Genomic DNA, 16,119 nt, shown 5'->3' with positions numbered 1-16,119 from the left:
CCGGGGCCGGGCCCCGACCACGGACGGCATCACCGACCCGCCGGCCTCCGAGAGAAGACCGCATGCTCGCCTACACCGTGCGCCGCATCCTCGTCTCCATCCCCGTCCTCATCATCTCCACGTTCATCGTGTTCCTCGTCGTCATCAACTCCGGTGATCCGGTGGCGAATTTCGCCACCTCACGGCAACCCGCTCCCAGCAAGGCGGCGGTGACCGCCTTCGCCCGGCACATCCACGCCAACGAGCCCGTGATGGAACGCTATTGGAACTGGATCACCGGCGTCCTGCACGGCGACTTCGGCCCGTCCGTGCAGGCCAACCTGAACATCGGACACGACCTGTTCACCCGCTTCAAGGTGACCATCACCCTGGTCGCCGCGGCGATGATCCTCGCGCTGATCATGGCCGTCGTCTTCGGCGTGTTCAGCGCCATCCGCCAGTACTCCGCCGCCGACTACACCATCACCTTCTTCGGCTTCCTCTTCCTCGCCATGCCCGTGTTCTGGTTCGCGGTCCTGCTCAAGCAGGCCGGAATCTGGTTCAACCAGAAGACCGGCAGCCAGTTCCTCGGCACCATCGGCGAGAAGTCGCCGTACCTCGAAGTCGACACCACCTGGAACCAGTTCACCGACCACGTGGGCCATCTCATCCTGCCCACCATCACCCTCGCGCTGGTCTCCTTCGCGTCCTGGACCCGCTACACCCGCGCCTCCATGCTGGAGGTCCTCAACAGCGACTACGTACGGCTCGCCCGCGCCAAGGGCCTCAGACGCGGCAAGGTGATGACACGGCACGCGCTGCGCACCGCCCTCATCCCGCTGGCCACCGTCACCGCGCTCGACATCGCGATCATCCTGGGCGGCGCGGTGATCACGGAGACGATCTTCCAGTGGCACGGCATGGGCGAGATGCTGGTCCAGGCGGCGACCACGCTCGACGTCTACCGCACCATGGCCTGGCTGTTGCTCTCCGCCGTCGTCGTCATCGGGTTCAACCTCATCGCCGATCTGCTCTACGCCGTACTCGACCCGAGGATCCGCTATGACTGACATCGAGGCACCGGGGTCCGCGGGCACTCAACTACCGCGTGGAGACCACGAGTTCACCGTACGGCAGCGCACCCAGACCCAGCTGGTGCTGCGCCGCTTCGTGCGGCACCGGGCCGCGATGGTCAGCCTGGTCGTGTTCGTGCTGATCCTGCTGTGGGCGTTCATCGGCCCGCACCTGTGGCACTACTCGTACGCGAAGTACACCGAGGACAACTCCAGACCCCCTTCCTGGAAGCACCCGTTCGGCACCGACTCCTCGGGCTACGACGGCTACGCCCAGGTCATGCGCGGCACCCAGACCTCGCTGAAGATCGCCATCATGATCGCGCTCGGCTCCACCCTGCTCGGCGCGATCTGGGGAGCCGTCGCCGGCTTCTACCGGGGCATCGTCGACGCCGTCATGATGCGCATCGCGGACCTGGTGCTGACGCTGCCCCTGTTCGCGATCGCCCTGGTCATCTCCTCCCGCACCGGCGGTTCCTGGTACTGGATCGCCATCGTGATCGCCGGACTGACCTGGGCGTACGTGGCGCGTGTGGTGCGCTCCTCGGTGCTGTCGCTGCGCGAGAAGGAGTTCATCGAGGCGGCGCGGGCGCTCGGCGCCTCGGACACCCGGATCATCTTCCGGCATCTGCTGCCGAACGCGCTGGGCCCGATCATCGTCAACGCGACGATCCTGGTGGCGACCGGCATCCTCACCGAGACCGCGCTCTCCTTCCTGGGCTTCGGCGTCCAACCCCCCGACACCTCCCTGGGGTTGCTGGTCTCCCAGGCGCAGACGGCGGTCGACACCCGGCCCTGGCTCTTCTACATCCCCGGCGCGTTCATCATCGCCATCGCCCTGACCATCAACTTCATCGGCGACGGACTGCGCGACGCCTTCGACCCCCGGCAGCAAAGGGTGCGACAGTGACGACCACGAGTCATGGAGTGCGCGAGGTCCCCGTGACGTCCGCCGTGCTCGAAGTCGAGGACCTCAGCGTGGAGTTCGGCACGGAGGACGGCACGGTACGGGCCGTACGCGGCGTCGGCTACCGGCTCGACCGCGGCGAATCGCTGGGCATCGTCGGCGAGTCGGGGTCCGGGAAGTCGGTGACCGCCCTCGCCGTGATGGGGCTGCTGCCGACCGGCGCCAAGGTGAGCGGCTCGGTCCGCTTCGAGGGCACGGAACTCCTCGGTCTCTCCGACGCGCGCCTGTCCGACCTGCGCGGCAGCGGCATCGCGATGATCTTCCAGGACCCGATGACCTCCCTCAACCCCGTCTACAACGTGGGCTACCAGATCAGCGAGACCCTGCTCCGCCACAACCCGGAGATGACCCACAAGTCCGCCCGCAAACGGGCCGTCGAACTGCTCGGCACGGTCGGCATCCCCAGCCCCGAGCGGCGCGTCGACACCTACCCGCACGAGATGTCCGGCGGGATGCGCCAGCGCGTCGTCATCGCCATCGCGATGGCCAACGACCCGGACGTGATCATCGCCGACGAGCCGACCACCGCCCTCGACGTCACCGTGCAGGCACAGATCCTCGAAGCCCTGGAGACCGCCCGCGCCGAGACCGGCGCGGCCCTCGTCCTCATCACCCACGACCTCGGTGTGGTGGCCGGCCACACGGACCGGGTCGCCGTCATGTACGCGGGTCGGATCGTGGAGACCGGTTCCGTCGAGGACATCTTCTACACCCCGCGCATGCCCTACACCCTGGGCCTGCTCGGCTCCCTGCCCCGCCTCGACCGCGAGGAGGCACGGCTCACCCCCATCTCCGGATCACCGCCGAGCCTGCTCAACCTGCCACCCGGCTGCCCCTTCTCACCCCGCTGCCCCATGCGCCGCGAGGTGTGCGACACGGACGAACCCGCCCTGCGCAGGGCCGGCGGCGACCTCCACCTCAGCGCCTGCCACTTCGCCGACGAACTCGTCGACACCGGCGCCGACCAGGTCTTCGACGCGGTCGGCGCGGACGCCGAGGCCCTGGCCCGCTTCGCCGACGCGGCGCCCGCCACGAACCCCGAGGAGGACCCCGTATGACCGCGCCCGCGCAGGCCGCCACCCCCCTGCCGCCGCTGCCCGGCCACGGCGGCACCGGCCAACCGGTCCTCCAGGTGAGGGACTTGGTCAAGCACTTCCCGGTCATGTCCAAGGGAGTCATCCGCCGCCGTGTCGGCGACGTGCACGCCGTGTGCGGGGTCTCCTTCGACCTCTACGAGAACGAAACCCTGGGCCTGGTCGGGGAGTCGGGCTCCGGCAAGACCACGATCTCCCGCACCGTCCTCGGCCTCGAACGGGCCACAGCGGGCCAGGTCCGCTATGGGGAGCACGATCTGACGAAGCTGAGCAGACGTCAGATGCGGCCCCTGCGCCGCGAGTTGCAGATCGTCTTCCAGGACCCGTACGCCTCCCTGGACCCCCGGATGACCGTCCACGAGATCGTCGCCGAACCGCTGCGCATCCACGGCCGGTACGGGGCCGGGGCGGGCGGCGAGGTGAGCGAACTCCTGCGGCTGGTCGGACTCAACCCCGAGCACGGCAACCGCTTCGCCCACGAGTTCTCCGGCGGTCAGCGCCAACGCATAGGCATAGCAAGGGCGTTGGCCCTGCGCCCGAAGGTCGTCATCCTCGACGAACCGGTGTCGGCCCTCGACGTGTCGATCCAGGCCGGTGTCCTCAACCTGCTGATGGACCTCCAGAGCGAACTCGGCCTGTCCTTTCTCTTCGTCGCCCACGACCTGTCGGTGATGCGGCACGTGGCCGGCCGGGTCGCCGTCATGTACCTGGGCCGCCTGGTGGAGATCGCCCCGGCCCGCCAGCTCTTCGCCCGCCCGGCACATCCGTACACCCAGGCCCTGGTCTCCGCCATCCCGCTGCCCGACCCGCGCAAGGAACGCGCCCGGAAACGGATCACCATCCAGGGCGACGTCCCGAGCCCGGTCCGCCCGCCCAGCGGCTGCCGCTTCCGCACCCGCTGCCCGAAGTTCGCGAACCAACTCACCGACAGCGAACGGACGTCGTGCGTCGAGGAGGTACCGGCGCTCGTCGACCGGGGCGGCGGCAACCCGGTCGCCTGTCACTACGCGGAGAGCGTGGAGCTGCTGTAGTCGAGGCCGAGGTCCTCGGCGGACGGGTACGGAGTCAGCCTGCTCTCGTCCTTCAGCCGTCGGTTGAAGTCGCCCACCGTCGCGCCGAGTCGGGCGTACCGGGAGATGAGCGCGGCAGCCGCACGGGGGATGCCCTCGGGCTGCTTGCCGTCGGCGCACGCGCGGATGAACTCCAGGCGCTCGTCCGGTCCGTATCCGTACCGGTCCACGACGAGCCAGTGCACCAGGTAGGAGAAGGCGTAGGCGCGGTCGTAGTGGAGGTGGCGTTCGTAGAAGTCGCGTTCGTCCGCCGCGAGTCGGAAGCGCGGGGAGAGTGCGAGGCCGTAGTCGGCGAGGTAGAGCCGCTGCCCGTCGGTGAGGATGTTCCTGAAGTGGACGTCGAAGTGCAGGAGTTGCCGCTCGCGGAGGAAGCCGGTGACGGCGTCGAGACCTTGCTCGACGAGGGCGCAGGCGGCGTCGGGGTCGTCGGCGCGGAGCTGTTCGGCGAGCCAGTCGTGGACGGTGTGGGGCAGGTGTTCCATGAACAGCGTGAGGCTCGCGGACGCCGTGCGCAGGGCCTCGATGTGCTCCCGTCCGGCGTCCCAGTAGGCCACGGTCCGTTCCGCGTCGGCGAGTTCGTCGGGCAGCGGCTGCTCAGGGTCGGGCAGGACCCGCCAGTGGTGCAGCAGCGGGAAGCCCGAGAAGCGGTCGGACAGCACCCAGTTGGTCGTCATCTCGTGGACGGCCAGCTCACGCCAGACGCCGAAGCCGGGACTGGGGAGGGCGCCGATGCCGTAGTGGCAGTAGGCGGGCGCCCCGAACACGTTGGCCGTCGACCGGACGTTCTCCGCTCGCCGCTCCAGGTCCGTGAGCGGCATCCGCTTCACGAACACCTTTCTGCCGTCCACCTCGATCAGCGCCGAACGACCGCCGATACCGGACCCCAACGGCGTGCCGGCGTCGACCAGTTCGGCGAGCTCGTGGTCCGAGAGGAGGGCGAGGGAGGTGGCGATGTCACTGTGGGCGGCGACGCGCGCGGTGCGGGACATGCCCCCATCCTCGTTCAGGCGGCGCCGAGTCGGACGGTCATCTCCACGACCACCGTGTCGTCCGCGCCAAGCCCCTGCGGCGTCCGCACGGCGTTCTTGAGCGGCAGCAGATAACCGCCGTCCTTGGGGAAGAGCGACGTCGTGAACACCGTCCCACCGATCCGCGCCTCGACGGGGATCACTCCCCAGCCGTACGAGGCCATGGTGGCGACCTCACGGATGTCCGCCGACTCCTCGTCCGGTACGGGGACGAAGTAGTACGGCGAGGGGCCGCGCCACTCGATCACCCGGCCGGTGAAGACGAACCGCATGACGTGCCCCCCAACACCCCTCAGAACGCGCTCAGTTGGCCGCGTAGTTCTGCAGGAACAGCGCCTCCGCCACCGACAGCCGCTCCAACTCCTCAGGCGACACACTCTCGTTGACCGCGTGGATCCGGGCCTCCGGCTCGCTGAGGCCGATGAGGAGGATCTCCGCCTGCGGGTAGAGGGCCGCGAGAGTGTTGCACAGCGGGATGGAGCCGCCCTGGCCGGCGTACTGCATCTCCTGGCCCGGGTAGGCGACCGCCATCGCGTCGGCCATCGCCGTGTACGCCGGGCTCGTCGTGTCGGCGCTGAAGGGCTGGCCCTGGCCGATCTGCTCGGTGCTGACGCGGGCGCCCCACGGGGTGTGGGCCTCCAGGTGGGCCTGGAGCAGCTTGGTCGCCTCGGCCGCGTCGACGCCCGGCGGCACGCGGAGGCTGACCAGTGCGCGGGCACCGGCCTGCACGGACGGGGTGGCGCCGACGACCGGCGGGCAGTCGATGCCGAGGACCGTGACGGCCGGACGCGCCCAGAGCCGGTCGGCGACCGCGTCGGAACCGATCAGCTCGACGCCGTCCAGCACCTTCGCGTCCTGGCGGAACTGCTCCTCGTCGTACGCCAGTCCGTCCCAGGTGGCGTGCGCCGCGAGCCCGTCGACCGCCGTCGAGCCGTCCTTGGCGCGCAGCGAGTCCAGTACGCGGATCAGCGCGGCCAGCGCGTCCGGTGCGGCGCCGCCGAACTGGCCCGAGTGCAGGTTGCCTTCGAGGGTGTCGATCCGCACGCGCACCATGGTCATGCCACGCAGGGTCGAGGTGACCGTGGGCAGACCGACCCGGAAGTTGCCTGTGTCGCCGATCACGATCGTGTCGGCCGCGAGGAGCTCGGGGTGTTCCTCGGCGTACCGCTCCAGGCCGCCGGTGCCCTGCTCCTCCGAGCCCTCGGCGATCACCTTGACGTGCACCGGGACCCCGCCGTTGGCCTTGAGGGCCCGCAGCGCGAGCAGATGCATGATGAAGCCGCCCTTGCAGTCGGCGGCACCGCGCCCGTACCAGCGGCCGTCGCGCTCGGTCAGTTCGAACGGCGGAGTCGTCCAGCCGGCCTCGTCCAGCGGCGGCTGCACGTCGTAGTGGGCGTACAGGAGCACGGTCTTCGCGCCCTCGGGGCCGGGCAGACAGCCGTAGACCGACTGGGTGCCGTCCGGGGTGTCGAGCAGGGCCACGTCCTGGAAACCCTCGGTGCGCAGCGCGTCGGCGACCCAGTTCGCGGCGCCCTCGCTCTCGCTCTTGGGGAACTGGTCGAAGTCCGCCACCGATTGGAAAGCCACGAGCTCGGTGAGCTCGGTCCTCGCCGTGGGCATCAGCGAGGCGACGGTCTCGGCGACCGGATTCGACGACATGGGCACGCTCCTTGTGGGTGCGACGTTGTACGAATGATGCCGTCGATCCTCCCACAACGGCCTGGGGCGATGTCCGCCGTAGGATGCGGGGGACAGGTGCGGCAGCGGCTTGATCGGGAGCAGTAGACCATCGTGAGCAGCGAGAACTCTTCGGCGGGCGACGAACAGCGGGTGTGGGACGTCGTCGTGGTGGGCGCGGGACCCGCGGGGGCTTCGGCCGCCTATGCGGCGGCGGTCGCGGGACGGCGCGTGCTGTTGCTGGAGAAAGCCGAGCTGCCCCGCTACAAGACATGCGGCGGCGGCATCATCGGACCTTCGCGCGACTCCCTTCCGCCCGGCTTCGAACTGCCGTTGAAGGACCGGGTGTTCGCCATAACGTTCTCGAACAACGGGCGTTTCACCCGGACCCGTCGGTCCCGGCAGATGCTGTTCGGGCTGATCAACCGGCCCGAGTTCGACCAGCAGCTCGTCGAGCACGCGCAGAAGGCGGGCGCCGAGCTGCGTACGGGCGTCACCGTGACCCGGGTCGAGCAGCACGGCTCCGCGGTGCCGGACCGGCGTACGGTCGCCGTGGTGCTGAGCGGCGGCGAGACGGTCCTCGCGCGGGCCGTCGTCGGCGCCGACGGCAGTGCCAGCCGCATAGGGGCGCACGTCGGGGTCAAGACCGACCAGGTGGATCTGGGCCTGGAGGCGGAGATCCCGGTGCCGGAGACCGTCGCCGAGGACTGGAAGGGCCGGGTCCTCATCGACTGGGGCCCGATGCCCGGGAGTTACGGCTGGGTCTTCCCCAAGGGGGACACGCTCACGGTCGGGGTGATCTCCGCGCGCGGTGAAGGCGCCGCCACCAAGCGGTACTTGGAGGACTTCATCGCCCGGCTCGGTCTCGCCGGCTTCGAACCGAGCATCTCCTCCGGGCACTTGACCCGCTGCCGGGCGGACGACTCGCCGCTGTCGCGCGGCCGGGTGCTGGTCTGCGGGGACGCGGCGGGCCTGCTGGAGCCGTGGACCCGCGAGGGCATCTCGTTCGCGCTGCGGTCGGGGCGGCTCGCGGGGGAGTGGGCGGTCCGGATCGCCGAGGCGCACGACGCCGTGGACACCCGCCGCCAGGCGCTGAACTACGCGTTCGCGATCAAGGCGGGACTCGGCGTCGAGATGAGCGTCGGCAAGACCATGCTGGCGATGTTCGAGCGACGCCCCGGTCTGTTCCACGCCGCCCTCACCGGCTTCCGGCCGGCCTGGAAGGCCTTCATGGACATCACCCGGGGTTCGACGACACTGGGCGAGCTGGTCCGCAGCCATCCGATGGCGCAGCGCGCGCTGACCGCGGTCGACCGCAGGAACGCGGAACCGGTGGTGGCGGCCGAGGAGCCCGAGGAGGGCGAGGTCAGCTCCTGACCGTGACGTGGAACACGGGGTGGTCGGGGGCGATCTTGCGCAGTTCGTCGTCGGAGGAGTCCGGGCCGACTCCTCCGAAGAACACCCCGACCTCGGCCTTCCAGCGCTTGAGGTAGGCGCGCAGCAGGGGCACCTTGTCGTCGCCGGTGACCTCGGTCGCGGTGAACGTGTCCACCTTCTTGCCGAGCCGCAGCTCACCGCCGCCCGCCGCGCGCATGTTGTGCGTCCACTGGACGTGCCCGCGCGGGGCGACGAGGTACTGCTGTCCGTCCACCGTCAGCAGGTTCACCGGGGTGGTCCGCCACTCGCCGCTCTTCCGGCCGCGGACCGCCAGCACCCGGGAACCCCAGACGCTGAGTCCGCGGCGGGTGAACCAGGCGACGGCGCGGTTGAAGACGTTCACGGTGAACCAGCCGGGCTTCTGGACGTGGGTGCTCATGACGACTCCTGGGTTTCGTTGCGGAGAGCGCGGCTCCCATTTGTGAGCACTGCTCTCGCTCTCGTGAACAGTCTGCATCGGCTCGGCGGGCCAGTGCAAGAGCGATGCTCTCTTTTCTGTCTGCTGCTCTCGTTTGTGTGCACCGCTCCGAATTCGTGCGACACTCGCCTGTATGAGCACCACACAAGGCGCCCGCGCACGGGCCAGGATCGAGGTCACCGCGGCCATCAAGGACGAGGCACGCAGACAGCTCGCCGCCGAGGGCGCCGCGAAGCTTTCGCTGCGCGCCGTGGCCCGTGAGCTGGGAATGGTCTCCTCCGCGCTGTACCGGTACTTCCCCAGCCGCGACGACCTGTTGACCGCTCTCATCATCGATGCGTACGACTCAGTCGGCGAGAGCGCGGAATCGGCCCACGCCAAGGTGGCCGACGCGGGCCCGCTGCGGCGCTGGACGAGCGTGTGCGAGGCGGTACGGGGGTGGGCGCTGGCGCATCCGCACGAGTACGCCCTGATCTACGGCTCACCGGTTCCGGGGTATGTCGCCCCCGAGACCACCGTCCCGCCGGCCGCCCGCGTTGCTCTCCTCCTCATTGGTATCGCGCGGGACGCCCATCGCAGCGGCTCCCTGACCGAGCCTCCGTTGCCGACCGATCTCCACGCCGAGGCGGAGCGGATGGTCGCGGACTTTGCCGGTGACCTTCCTCCCGGGGTGGCTGTGGCCCTGGTGGGTGCGTGGGCCGAGCTGTATGGGCTGGTCAGCTTTGAGCTGTTCGGTCAGTTTCGTCGTGTGGTGGAGGATCGGGAGGTGTTCTTTCGGCATGCGGTGCGACGGCTTGCGCTGGGGGTGGGGCTCGCGGATGTGTGAGTGGTTTTTTGTCTGCGGCCCGGTGGGGGCTGGTCGCGCCCGCGCGGCGGAGCCGCATATTGACACAGCCCCGCGCCCCATTCAGGGGCGCTGTGGTGGGCCGGAGTTCATGGGGCCGCTCGTACTCCCCGGGAAGTACTCGTGATCACCCCGCTCGGCTGACGCCCCCGGCGCCGCCCTGCGTCTAGCGTGACGTGTATGGACGAGCAGCGCGTACGGTGGCGCCACGGGCCGCCGTGGGGTGGGGAGGCGGCCCCGACCCGCTGGCCGTGGCGCTCCACGCTGCTGGTGATCCTGTTCGTGTTGGTCGGCAGCAGCTTCGCCTCGCACGGTCAGCCCGACCGGGTCCCGCTGGACCTCTACGCGCGCGTGCTGCTCGTCGCGGGATCGGTGCTGCTTCTGTGGCGCCACCGGTATCCCGTGGGGGTGGCCTTCGGCACCGTGCTGGCCGCCGCGCTCTACTTCGGCGCCGGGTACGCGTACGGACCCGTCTTCCTTCCCGTGGCGCTGGCCTGCTTCAGCGCTCTCGTCGCGGGACGGCGGTGGGCGGCCTGGTCCGCGCTCGGTGTGCTCTGGGGGGCGCACCTTCTGGTCGCGCACTGGCTCTACCGCTGGCTGCCCCCGCAGCACGACCACGCGATGCCATGGGGTCGTGAACTGGCCGTCGCCACCTGGGTGGTGGCCGTCGCGGCGATCTCCGAGCTGGCCCGTACCCGCCGCGATCAGTGGGTCCGGGACCGTGCGGAGCGCGCCCAGGCGGCCCGCCACCGCGCCGACGAGGAACGGCTGCGGATGGCCCGCGAACTGCACGACGTCCTCGCGCACAGCATCTCCGTCATCAACGTCCAGGCGGGCGTCGGCCTCGCCCTCCTCGACTCCGACCCCGAGCAGGCCCGTACGGCGCTCACCACCATCAAGGCCGCCAGCAAGGAGGCGCTCGGCGAGGTCCGGCAGGTGCTGGACAGCCTGCGCGCCCCGGGTGACGCCCCGCGCGCCCCGGCCCCCGGCCTGGACCGGCTGCCCGAACTGGTGCAGCAGGCGGCGAGCGCGGGCCTCGCGGTCGCGGTCGACGGAACACCGCCCCGCCTGTCGCCCGGCACCGACCTCGCCGCCTTCCGCGTCGTCCAGGAGGCCCTCACCAATGTCGTACGACATTCCGGTTCACGGCACGCGCGCGTGCACATCGGGCACGAGGACGGTGCGCTACGGCTGCGCGTCGACGACGACGGTCCCGCGACCGGCGCGGACGCCGGCGGCAGCGGCAACGGGCTGGCCGGGATGCGGGAGCGGGCCGCCGCGCTCGGTGGCACGATCGAGGCGGGCCCGCGCCCGGACGGCGGCTTCCGGGTGCTGGCCGTACTGCCGTTGAAGGTCACGCCGAAGGAGGACGACCGGTGATCCGGGTACTGCTCGCCGACGACCAGGCTCTGGTCCGGGCCGGCTTCAAGGCGCTGCTGGACGCACAGCCGGACATCGAGGTGGCGGGCGAGGCCTCCGACGGCGAGGAGGCCGTGCGCAGGGTGCGCGAACTGCGCCCCGATGTCGTCCTGATGGACATCCGTATGCCGCTGCTCGACGGCCTGGCCGCGACCCGCCGGATCACCGGGGACGGCGGCCTTGAGGACGTGAAGGTGGTCATGCTGACGACCTTCGAACTCGACGAGTACGTATTCGAGGCGATCCGCTCCGGTGCCTCCGGCTTCCTGGTCAAGGACACCGAACCGGACGAACTCCTGCGCGCCGTAAGGGCGGTGGTCGAGGGCGACGCGCTGCTCTCGCCCGGGGTGACCCGCCGCCTGATCGCCGAGTTCGCGGCGCGCTCCAAGGAACCGGCGACCGCCGACGCGCTCACCCAACTCACCGAGCGGGAACGGGAGGTGATGGCCCTGGTCGGCATCGGCCTCTCCAACGACGAGATCGCCCGCCGCCTGGTCGTCAGCCCGCTGACCGCGAAGACCCACGTCAGCCGCACGATGGTGAAACTCGGCGCCCGGGACCGGGCCCAACTGGTCGTGCTGGCCTACGAGTCGGGGTTGGTACGCCCCGGCTGGCTGGGCTGACTCGCTCCCTGCCGATACCGGTAGAGAACCGTCACCACCCGGACGAGGAACACGACCGGCACGAGCAGGAGTGCCCCGCGCACCAGCAACGTCTCGACAAGGCCCGGCAGTTCGAACAGCAGCGCCGGTCCGGCGACGGCCCCGAAGAGCACCGCCGCCACGAACGCCGCGCTGACCAGCGAGTACCCGATCTCCACGGTCGTCGCGTCCCGCTCGGCCTGCGTGCGCCGTCCCCCAGCCATGCTCATCCTGGAAGTCTCACACGGGCGCCCCCGACGGAGCAATCGGCTCCGCCGGGCGCACACGCGGGAGGCGTCCCCCTAGTCACGGACCGCCACGCGCTCCGCTTCCGCCTCCTTCACAGTGGACTTGGCGACCACGATGGTCTGTTGGTCACGACGGCCGCGCAGCCCCGGCAGCGTGATCAGCAGCCCGGCCAGCGCGATGAACGTCACCACGACCAGCCCGGGCCGGTAACTGTCCAGCACCGCCTGCGGAGTTGCTTCCGTCGGCGCGTGCGCGGTGACCACGGCCGTGACGACGGCCAGGAAGATCGCGCCGCCGACCTGCACCGAGGTGTTCAACAGGCCGGAGACCATGCCCTGTTCGTGGTCCTCGACCCCGTTGGTGGCCTGGATGTTCAGCGAGGGGAAGACCAGCGCGCAGGCCGCGCCGATCAGCAGCATCGACGGCAGGATCACCGCGGCGTACCCCGGATCGAGGCTGACCCGCAGGAACAGCGCGTACCCGACGACCATCAGCGCGAAGCCCGTGGCGATCAGCCGCTGTGTGCCGAAGCGGTCGACGATCGAGCCCACCTTCGTGGAGGACACCGCCACCACCGCTCCGGCCGGCAGGAAGGCGAGCGCCGTGTGCAGCGCGGACCAGCCGAGCAGCGACTGCATGTACAACGTGACGAGGAACTGGAATCCGACGTACGACCCGAAGAACGCCATCGCGCCGAGCTGGGCGCGGATCTGGTTGCCGGAGCGCAGCACACCGAGCCGGATCAACGGCCCCGCGGAGCGCCGCTCGACGTAGACGAAGACGGTCAGCAGGACGGCAACCGCCAGGAAGGACAGGAGAGTTCGGGCCGACGCCCAGCCGGCCTGCGGGGCCTGTACGACGGTGAACACCAGGAGCAGCATCGACGCGGTACCGAGGATCGCGCCGGGGATGTCGTAGCCGTTGTGGTCCTTCTCGCGTTCGCTGCGCGGCAGCAGCTTCAGGCCGGCGAGGAGGGCGAACAGGGCGATCGGCGCGGGCAGCAGCATGGTCAGCCGCCAACTGGCCTCCGTGAGCAGGCCGGAGAGCACCAGGCCCATCGAGAAGCCGGTGGCCGCGCAGGTGGTGTAGATGGACAGGGCGCGGTTGCGCAGCGGGCCCTCGGGGAAGGTCGTCGTGATGATCGACAGGCCGGCCGGTGCGGTGAAGGCCGCGCTGAGGCCCTTGATGAAGCGGCTGGCGATCAGCAGCGGGCCCGAGTCGACGAGGCCGCCGAGCAGCGAGGCCACCGCGAAGACACCCAGGGCGACCAGGAAGACCTGCCGCCGGCCGAGCAGGTCGGCGGTCCGGCCGCCGAGGAGGAGCAGCCCGCCGTAGCCCAGGATGTAGCCGCTGACGATCCATTGGAGCGTCGAGGTGGAGAGGTCGAGTTCGGAGCCGATGGAGGGCAGGGCGACACCGACCATCGACACGTCGAGTGCGTCCAGGAACATCGCGGCGCAGAGCACCAGCAGGGTGCCCCACAGCCGAGGAGTCCAGCGGACCGCCGAGGAGGGGGCCGCCGGAGGGGAGAGCGGAGAAGTCATGCGGCAGAGACTACATGCACATGCATCGAATGCAAGAGAATTTAATTCCGATGCAACAAACTCGTTTCTCTGCTACGGTGCGCTGTCATGGCGGCGAAGAAGGCCGAGCAGGCGCTCGTGGACCAGTGGCGGGAGATGCTGGCGCTGCATGCCCGCACACAGTGCGAACTCGACCGCGCTCTGCATCAACACGGCCTGTGCGGCAGCGACTTCGAGGTGCTGGACGTGCTGTCCGGCGAGTCCTGCGCGTTCCGCGTCCAGGAGATCTCCGAGCGCGTCCACCTCAGTCAGAGTGCCCTGTCGCGGCTGATCGCCCGGCTGGAGAAGGACGGTCTCGTCGAGCGCGGCATGTGCGCGGAGGATCGGCGGGGCGTCCGTGTGACCCTCACGGACAAGGGGCGCACGCTGCACGGCGAGGTACTCCCTTTGCAGCGCGCGGTGTTGACGAAGATGCTGAGCGGCTGACGTCCCGTCAGCTCCAGGTGACCGCGGATCTCTCCCGCCACAGCGCGGCGACCGACGGGTCACCGGAGACGGTCGGGAACGGCGCCCGGTTCCACAGGGCGAGATACAACTGCCCGGCGGGACCGGCCAGTTCGCAGTCGGCTTCGGCTGTGCCGCCCTGCTCGGTGGCGGGCGGCTCCTGAGACAGTCGTACGGTCCACACGGCGTCGTCCGTGTCCGTCGCGCGCACCCGCAGCACCCGGGGCTCCTCGCTGCGGACCCCGCTCTTGCGGCGGGCGTGGAATCCGCGCAGCAACTCGTCGATGCCGTCGGCCGCGAAGTCCGCCGCGAACTCGCTGGGCGTGCCCCCACGCGCCGCCTCGGCGTCGATCCGGTGCACGGTCGTCTCGTGCGCCTGCCGACGGGCCCAGAACGCGAGCGGCGACGGCGCGGGCAGGAAATGCCAGCACTCCAGGGTGGGCGGGGCGGCGGCGAGGGTGTCCACGAGCGAACGGTGCCCCGCCCGGAACCAGGCCACCAACTCGGCCCCGTCGAGATCCGGCAGACCCCCGTCGGGGTGGTACGCGGTGTACCCCTCGGCGACGAACCCGGCCGCCCACCGGTGCACCATCCCCGTGTGCCGCAGCAGATCCCGCACCCGCCACCCCGGACAGGTCGGCACCTCGGCCCCGACCCCCGCCGCTTCGGCGGCCGAGGCCAGCAGCTCGCCCTCCCGGTCGAGGGTCCGTACGAACGTATCGGTGTCCATGGGGCCGAGTGTGCCGTACGGAAGGTGGTCGAGGGCGGGGCGCCAGGTGCCCGGTGCTCCTGCGGGGGCGTGGCACGCGTCCCGCGCTCCGGGAGGCGGGCCGCCGCGAACTCCCGGATGCCGGTGCGCAGTTGGGCGCGTCGCGCTCGCAGGGAGCGGCACGTTGGCCCGAACTGCCGAACTGCCGAACTGCCGAACTGCCGAACTGCCGAACTGCCGAACGGTCGCGCCCTTTTCCCCCTGCGCCCCAAACCCCCGCAAGCACCGACCCGCGTATCCGAGGCGCAGAGGGGCTCGCCGTGGATCAGCCGGTCGCGAGTGCCTTGCGCAGGGTGTCTGTCGCCAGGGTGATGGCGGCCTCGGCCGCGTGGGTCTCGCGCAGGGCGTTGAGCATCACGAAGTCGTGGATGATGCCCTGGAAGCGGACGGCCGTGACGGGGACGCCGGCCTCGCGGAGCTTGTTGGCGTAGGCCTCGCCCTCGTCGCGCAGGACGTCGGCCTCGCCGGTGATGACGAGGGCCGGGGGCAGCCCGGTGAGCTGCTCGGTCGTGGCGCGCAGCGGGGACGCGGTGATCTGCGCGCGCTCGGCCTCGTCGGTCGTGTACTGGTCCCAGAACCACTGCATGCCGTCACGGCGGAGGAAGTAACCGGTGGCGAACTGGTCGTACGACGCCGTGTCGAAGCTCGCGTCGGTGACCGGGTAGAACAGCACCTGCTGGAGCAGCGGCACGTCACCCCGCTCCTTGGCCATGAGGGTCAGCGCGGCGCTCATGTTGCCGCCCACCGAGTCGCCGGCCACGGCGATGCGGTCGGCGTCGAGGCCCTTGCTCGCGCCCTCCGAAACGACCCACTGGGCGACCGTGTAGTTCTGCTCGATGGCGACCGGGTAGCGGACCTCGGGGGAGAGGTCGTACTCCGGGAAGACCACGGCGGCGTGCGCGCCCACGGCGAGTTCGCGCACCAGGCGGTCGTGGGTGTGGGCGTTGCCGAAGACCCAGCCGGCGCCGTGGATGTAGATGATCACGGGAAGCGTGCCGGTCACTCCGGCCGGGCGGACGATACGGGCCCTGACCTGTCCGGTCGGCCCGCCGGACACGGTGATCCACTCCTCGTCGACCGCGGGCTTCGCGATGTCGCCGGACTGGACCTCGTCGACGGCCTTGCGGCCCTCCGCCGGGGCGAGGTCGAAGAGGTACGGCGGGTTCGCGGTCGCCTCGACGAACGCCTGGGCGGCGGGTTCGAGGACGGGACGGGGTGCGGTGCTGTCGGTCATGACGATCTCCTTCGGAACGGATGCCGCAGGTGGAACGGGTGCCGCAGGCCGATTTGGGCGGCCTCCGACCCGGCTCCGGGCCGGTGGTGCGGCACGAGAAGGAGAGTAGCGTGCTACTAAGTCGTGCACAACTTAAGCGTGCTCGATAGAATCGGCTGGACCTGAACGATAAGGTGGTGATTGCCCTGAAGAG

General features: G+C 70.3%; 17 protein-coding genes. 9 read left to right on the top strand and 8 right to left on the bottom strand.

Translation table 11 applies throughout. From position 1 onward, the window contains the following. Positions 1-62: 62 nt before the first annotated feature. From ACIRRY_RS13360 to ACIRRY_RS13345, 4 genes are read left to right on the top strand one after another with little or no spacing between them, the layout of a single operon-like run. The gene (locus tag ACIRRY_RS13360; RefSeq protein WP_403971592.1) at positions 63-1,049 is read left to right on the top strand and encodes an ABC transporter permease; all 987 of its coding nucleotides are present in this window, start codon (positions 63-65) and stop codon (positions 1,047-1,049) included. Continuing rightward, positions 1,042-1,962 carry an ABC transporter permease gene (locus ACIRRY_RS13355; protein ID WP_403971590.1) on the top strand — a complete coding sequence of 307 codons (921 nt, stop codon included), beginning with the start codon at positions 1,042-1,044 and terminating at the stop codon, positions 1,960-1,962. Before ACIRRY_RS13360 ends, ACIRRY_RS13355 begins: the two co-directional genes overlap by 8 nt. Positions 1,963-1,979: 17 nt before the next feature. Beyond that, positions 1,980-3,077, top strand: coding sequence for an ABC transporter ATP-binding protein (locus tag ACIRRY_RS13350; protein WP_403972267.1), 1,098 nt, complete (start codon positions 1,980-1,982; stop codon positions 3,075-3,077). Next, positions 3,074-4,144 (top strand): ABC transporter ATP-binding protein, encoded by a 1,071-nt coding sequence (locus ACIRRY_RS13345; RefSeq protein ID WP_403971588.1) that lies wholly within the window; start codon positions 3,074-3,076, stop codon positions 4,142-4,144. Before ACIRRY_RS13350 ends, ACIRRY_RS13345 begins: the two co-directional genes overlap by 4 nt. On the opposite strand, the gene ACIRRY_RS13340 is transcribed toward ACIRRY_RS13345, so the two are convergent. Genes ACIRRY_RS13340 through ACIRRY_RS13330 form a run of 3 tightly spaced genes read right to left on the bottom strand, consistent with a single transcriptional unit; the run spans position 4,117 to position 6,870 of the window. Further along, the gene (locus ACIRRY_RS13340) at positions 4,117-5,172 is read right to left on the bottom strand and encodes a protein kinase family protein (RefSeq protein ID WP_403971586.1); all 1,056 of its coding nucleotides are present in this window, start codon (positions 5,170-5,172) and stop codon (positions 4,117-4,119) included. The genes ACIRRY_RS13345 and ACIRRY_RS13340 overlap by 28 nt on opposite strands. A gap of 14 nt (positions 5,173-5,186) precedes the next feature. Beyond that, positions 5,187-5,483, bottom strand: a complete 297-nt coding sequence (locus ACIRRY_RS13335) for a DUF1905 domain-containing protein (RefSeq protein WP_403971584.1) — start codon at positions 5,481-5,483, stop codon at positions 5,187-5,189. Between the two features lie 31 nt (positions 5,484-5,514). Further along, positions 5,515-6,870, bottom strand: a complete 1,356-nt coding sequence (locus tag ACIRRY_RS13330) for a dipeptidase (RefSeq protein ID WP_403971582.1) — start codon at positions 6,868-6,870, stop codon at positions 5,515-5,517. A 132-nt stretch (positions 6,871-7,002) separates the two neighbouring features. On the opposite strand from ACIRRY_RS13330, the gene ACIRRY_RS13325 reads away from it, so the two are divergent. Beyond that, positions 7,003-8,265 (top strand): geranylgeranyl reductase family protein, encoded by a 1,263-nt coding sequence (locus tag ACIRRY_RS13325; RefSeq protein WP_403971580.1) that lies wholly within the window; start codon positions 7,003-7,005, stop codon positions 8,263-8,265. Here ACIRRY_RS13325 and ACIRRY_RS13320 read toward each other — a convergent pair. Next, positions 8,255-8,704 (bottom strand): nitroreductase family deazaflavin-dependent oxidoreductase, encoded by a 450-nt coding sequence (locus ACIRRY_RS13320; RefSeq protein ID WP_403971578.1) that lies wholly within the window; start codon positions 8,702-8,704, stop codon positions 8,255-8,257. The genes ACIRRY_RS13325 and ACIRRY_RS13320 overlap by 11 nt on opposite strands. A gap of 172 nt (positions 8,705-8,876) precedes the next feature. Here ACIRRY_RS13320 and ACIRRY_RS13315 point away from each other — a divergent pair, with 172 nt between their 5' ends. The 3 genes from ACIRRY_RS13315 to ACIRRY_RS13305 all read left to right on the top strand — a co-directional run bounded on the left by ACIRRY_RS13315 (position 8,877) and on the right by ACIRRY_RS13305 (position 11,629). After that, entirely contained in the window at positions 8,877-9,569 is a 693-nt protein-coding gene (locus ACIRRY_RS13315) for a TetR/AcrR family transcriptional regulator (protein ID WP_403971576.1), read from the top strand. A 198-nt stretch (positions 9,570-9,767) separates the two neighbouring features. Further along, the gene (locus ACIRRY_RS13310; protein ID WP_403971574.1) at positions 9,768-10,967 is read left to right on the top strand and encodes a sensor histidine kinase; all 1,200 of its coding nucleotides are present in this window, start codon (positions 9,768-9,770) and stop codon (positions 10,965-10,967) included. Beyond that, a complete protein-coding gene (locus ACIRRY_RS13305; RefSeq protein WP_403971572.1) occupies positions 10,964-11,629 on the top strand; it encodes a response regulator in 666 nt (221 codons plus the stop codon). Before ACIRRY_RS13310 ends, ACIRRY_RS13305 begins: the two co-directional genes overlap by 4 nt. Here ACIRRY_RS13305 and ACIRRY_RS13300 read toward each other — a convergent pair. Both ACIRRY_RS13300 and ACIRRY_RS13295 read right to left on the bottom strand, forming a co-directional pair. Continuing rightward, positions 11,590-11,877: a DUF6332 family protein gene (locus ACIRRY_RS13300; RefSeq protein ID WP_403971570.1), complete on the bottom strand. Its 288-nt coding sequence runs from the start codon at positions 11,875-11,877 to the stop codon at positions 11,590-11,592. The genes ACIRRY_RS13305 and ACIRRY_RS13300 overlap by 40 nt on opposite strands. 72 nt (positions 11,878-11,949) lie before the next feature. Then, a complete protein-coding gene (locus ACIRRY_RS13295; RefSeq protein WP_403971568.1) occupies positions 11,950-13,440 on the bottom strand; it encodes an MFS transporter in 1,491 nt (496 codons plus the stop codon). A gap of 87 nt (positions 13,441-13,527) precedes the next feature. Between ACIRRY_RS13295 and ACIRRY_RS13290 the strand changes: the two genes are divergently transcribed. Further along, positions 13,528-13,905 carry a MarR family winged helix-turn-helix transcriptional regulator gene (locus ACIRRY_RS13290; RefSeq protein ID WP_403971566.1) on the top strand — a complete coding sequence of 126 codons (378 nt, stop codon included), beginning with the start codon at positions 13,528-13,530 and terminating at the stop codon, positions 13,903-13,905. A 7-nt stretch (positions 13,906-13,912) separates the two neighbouring features. Here the strand turns inward: ACIRRY_RS13290 and ACIRRY_RS13285 are convergent, their stop codons facing one another. After that, positions 13,913-14,653 carry a maleylpyruvate isomerase family mycothiol-dependent enzyme gene (locus ACIRRY_RS13285; protein ID WP_403971564.1) on the bottom strand — a complete coding sequence of 247 codons (741 nt, stop codon included), beginning with the start codon at positions 14,651-14,653 and terminating at the stop codon, positions 13,913-13,915. A 304-nt stretch (positions 14,654-14,957) separates the two neighbouring features. After that, a complete protein-coding gene (locus tag ACIRRY_RS13280; protein ID WP_403971562.1) occupies positions 14,958-15,926 on the bottom strand; it encodes an alpha/beta hydrolase in 969 nt (322 codons plus the stop codon). Positions 15,927-16,119: the final 193 nt, after the last annotated feature.

Source organism: Streptomyces sp. NPDC101776 (assembly GCF_044766845.1).
Lineage (GTDB): Bacteria > Actinomycetota > Actinomycetes > Streptomycetales > Streptomycetaceae > Streptomyces.
The sequence above is the reverse complement of the archived record's forward strand: the minus strand, read 5'-3'. Positions and strand labels throughout refer to the sequence as shown.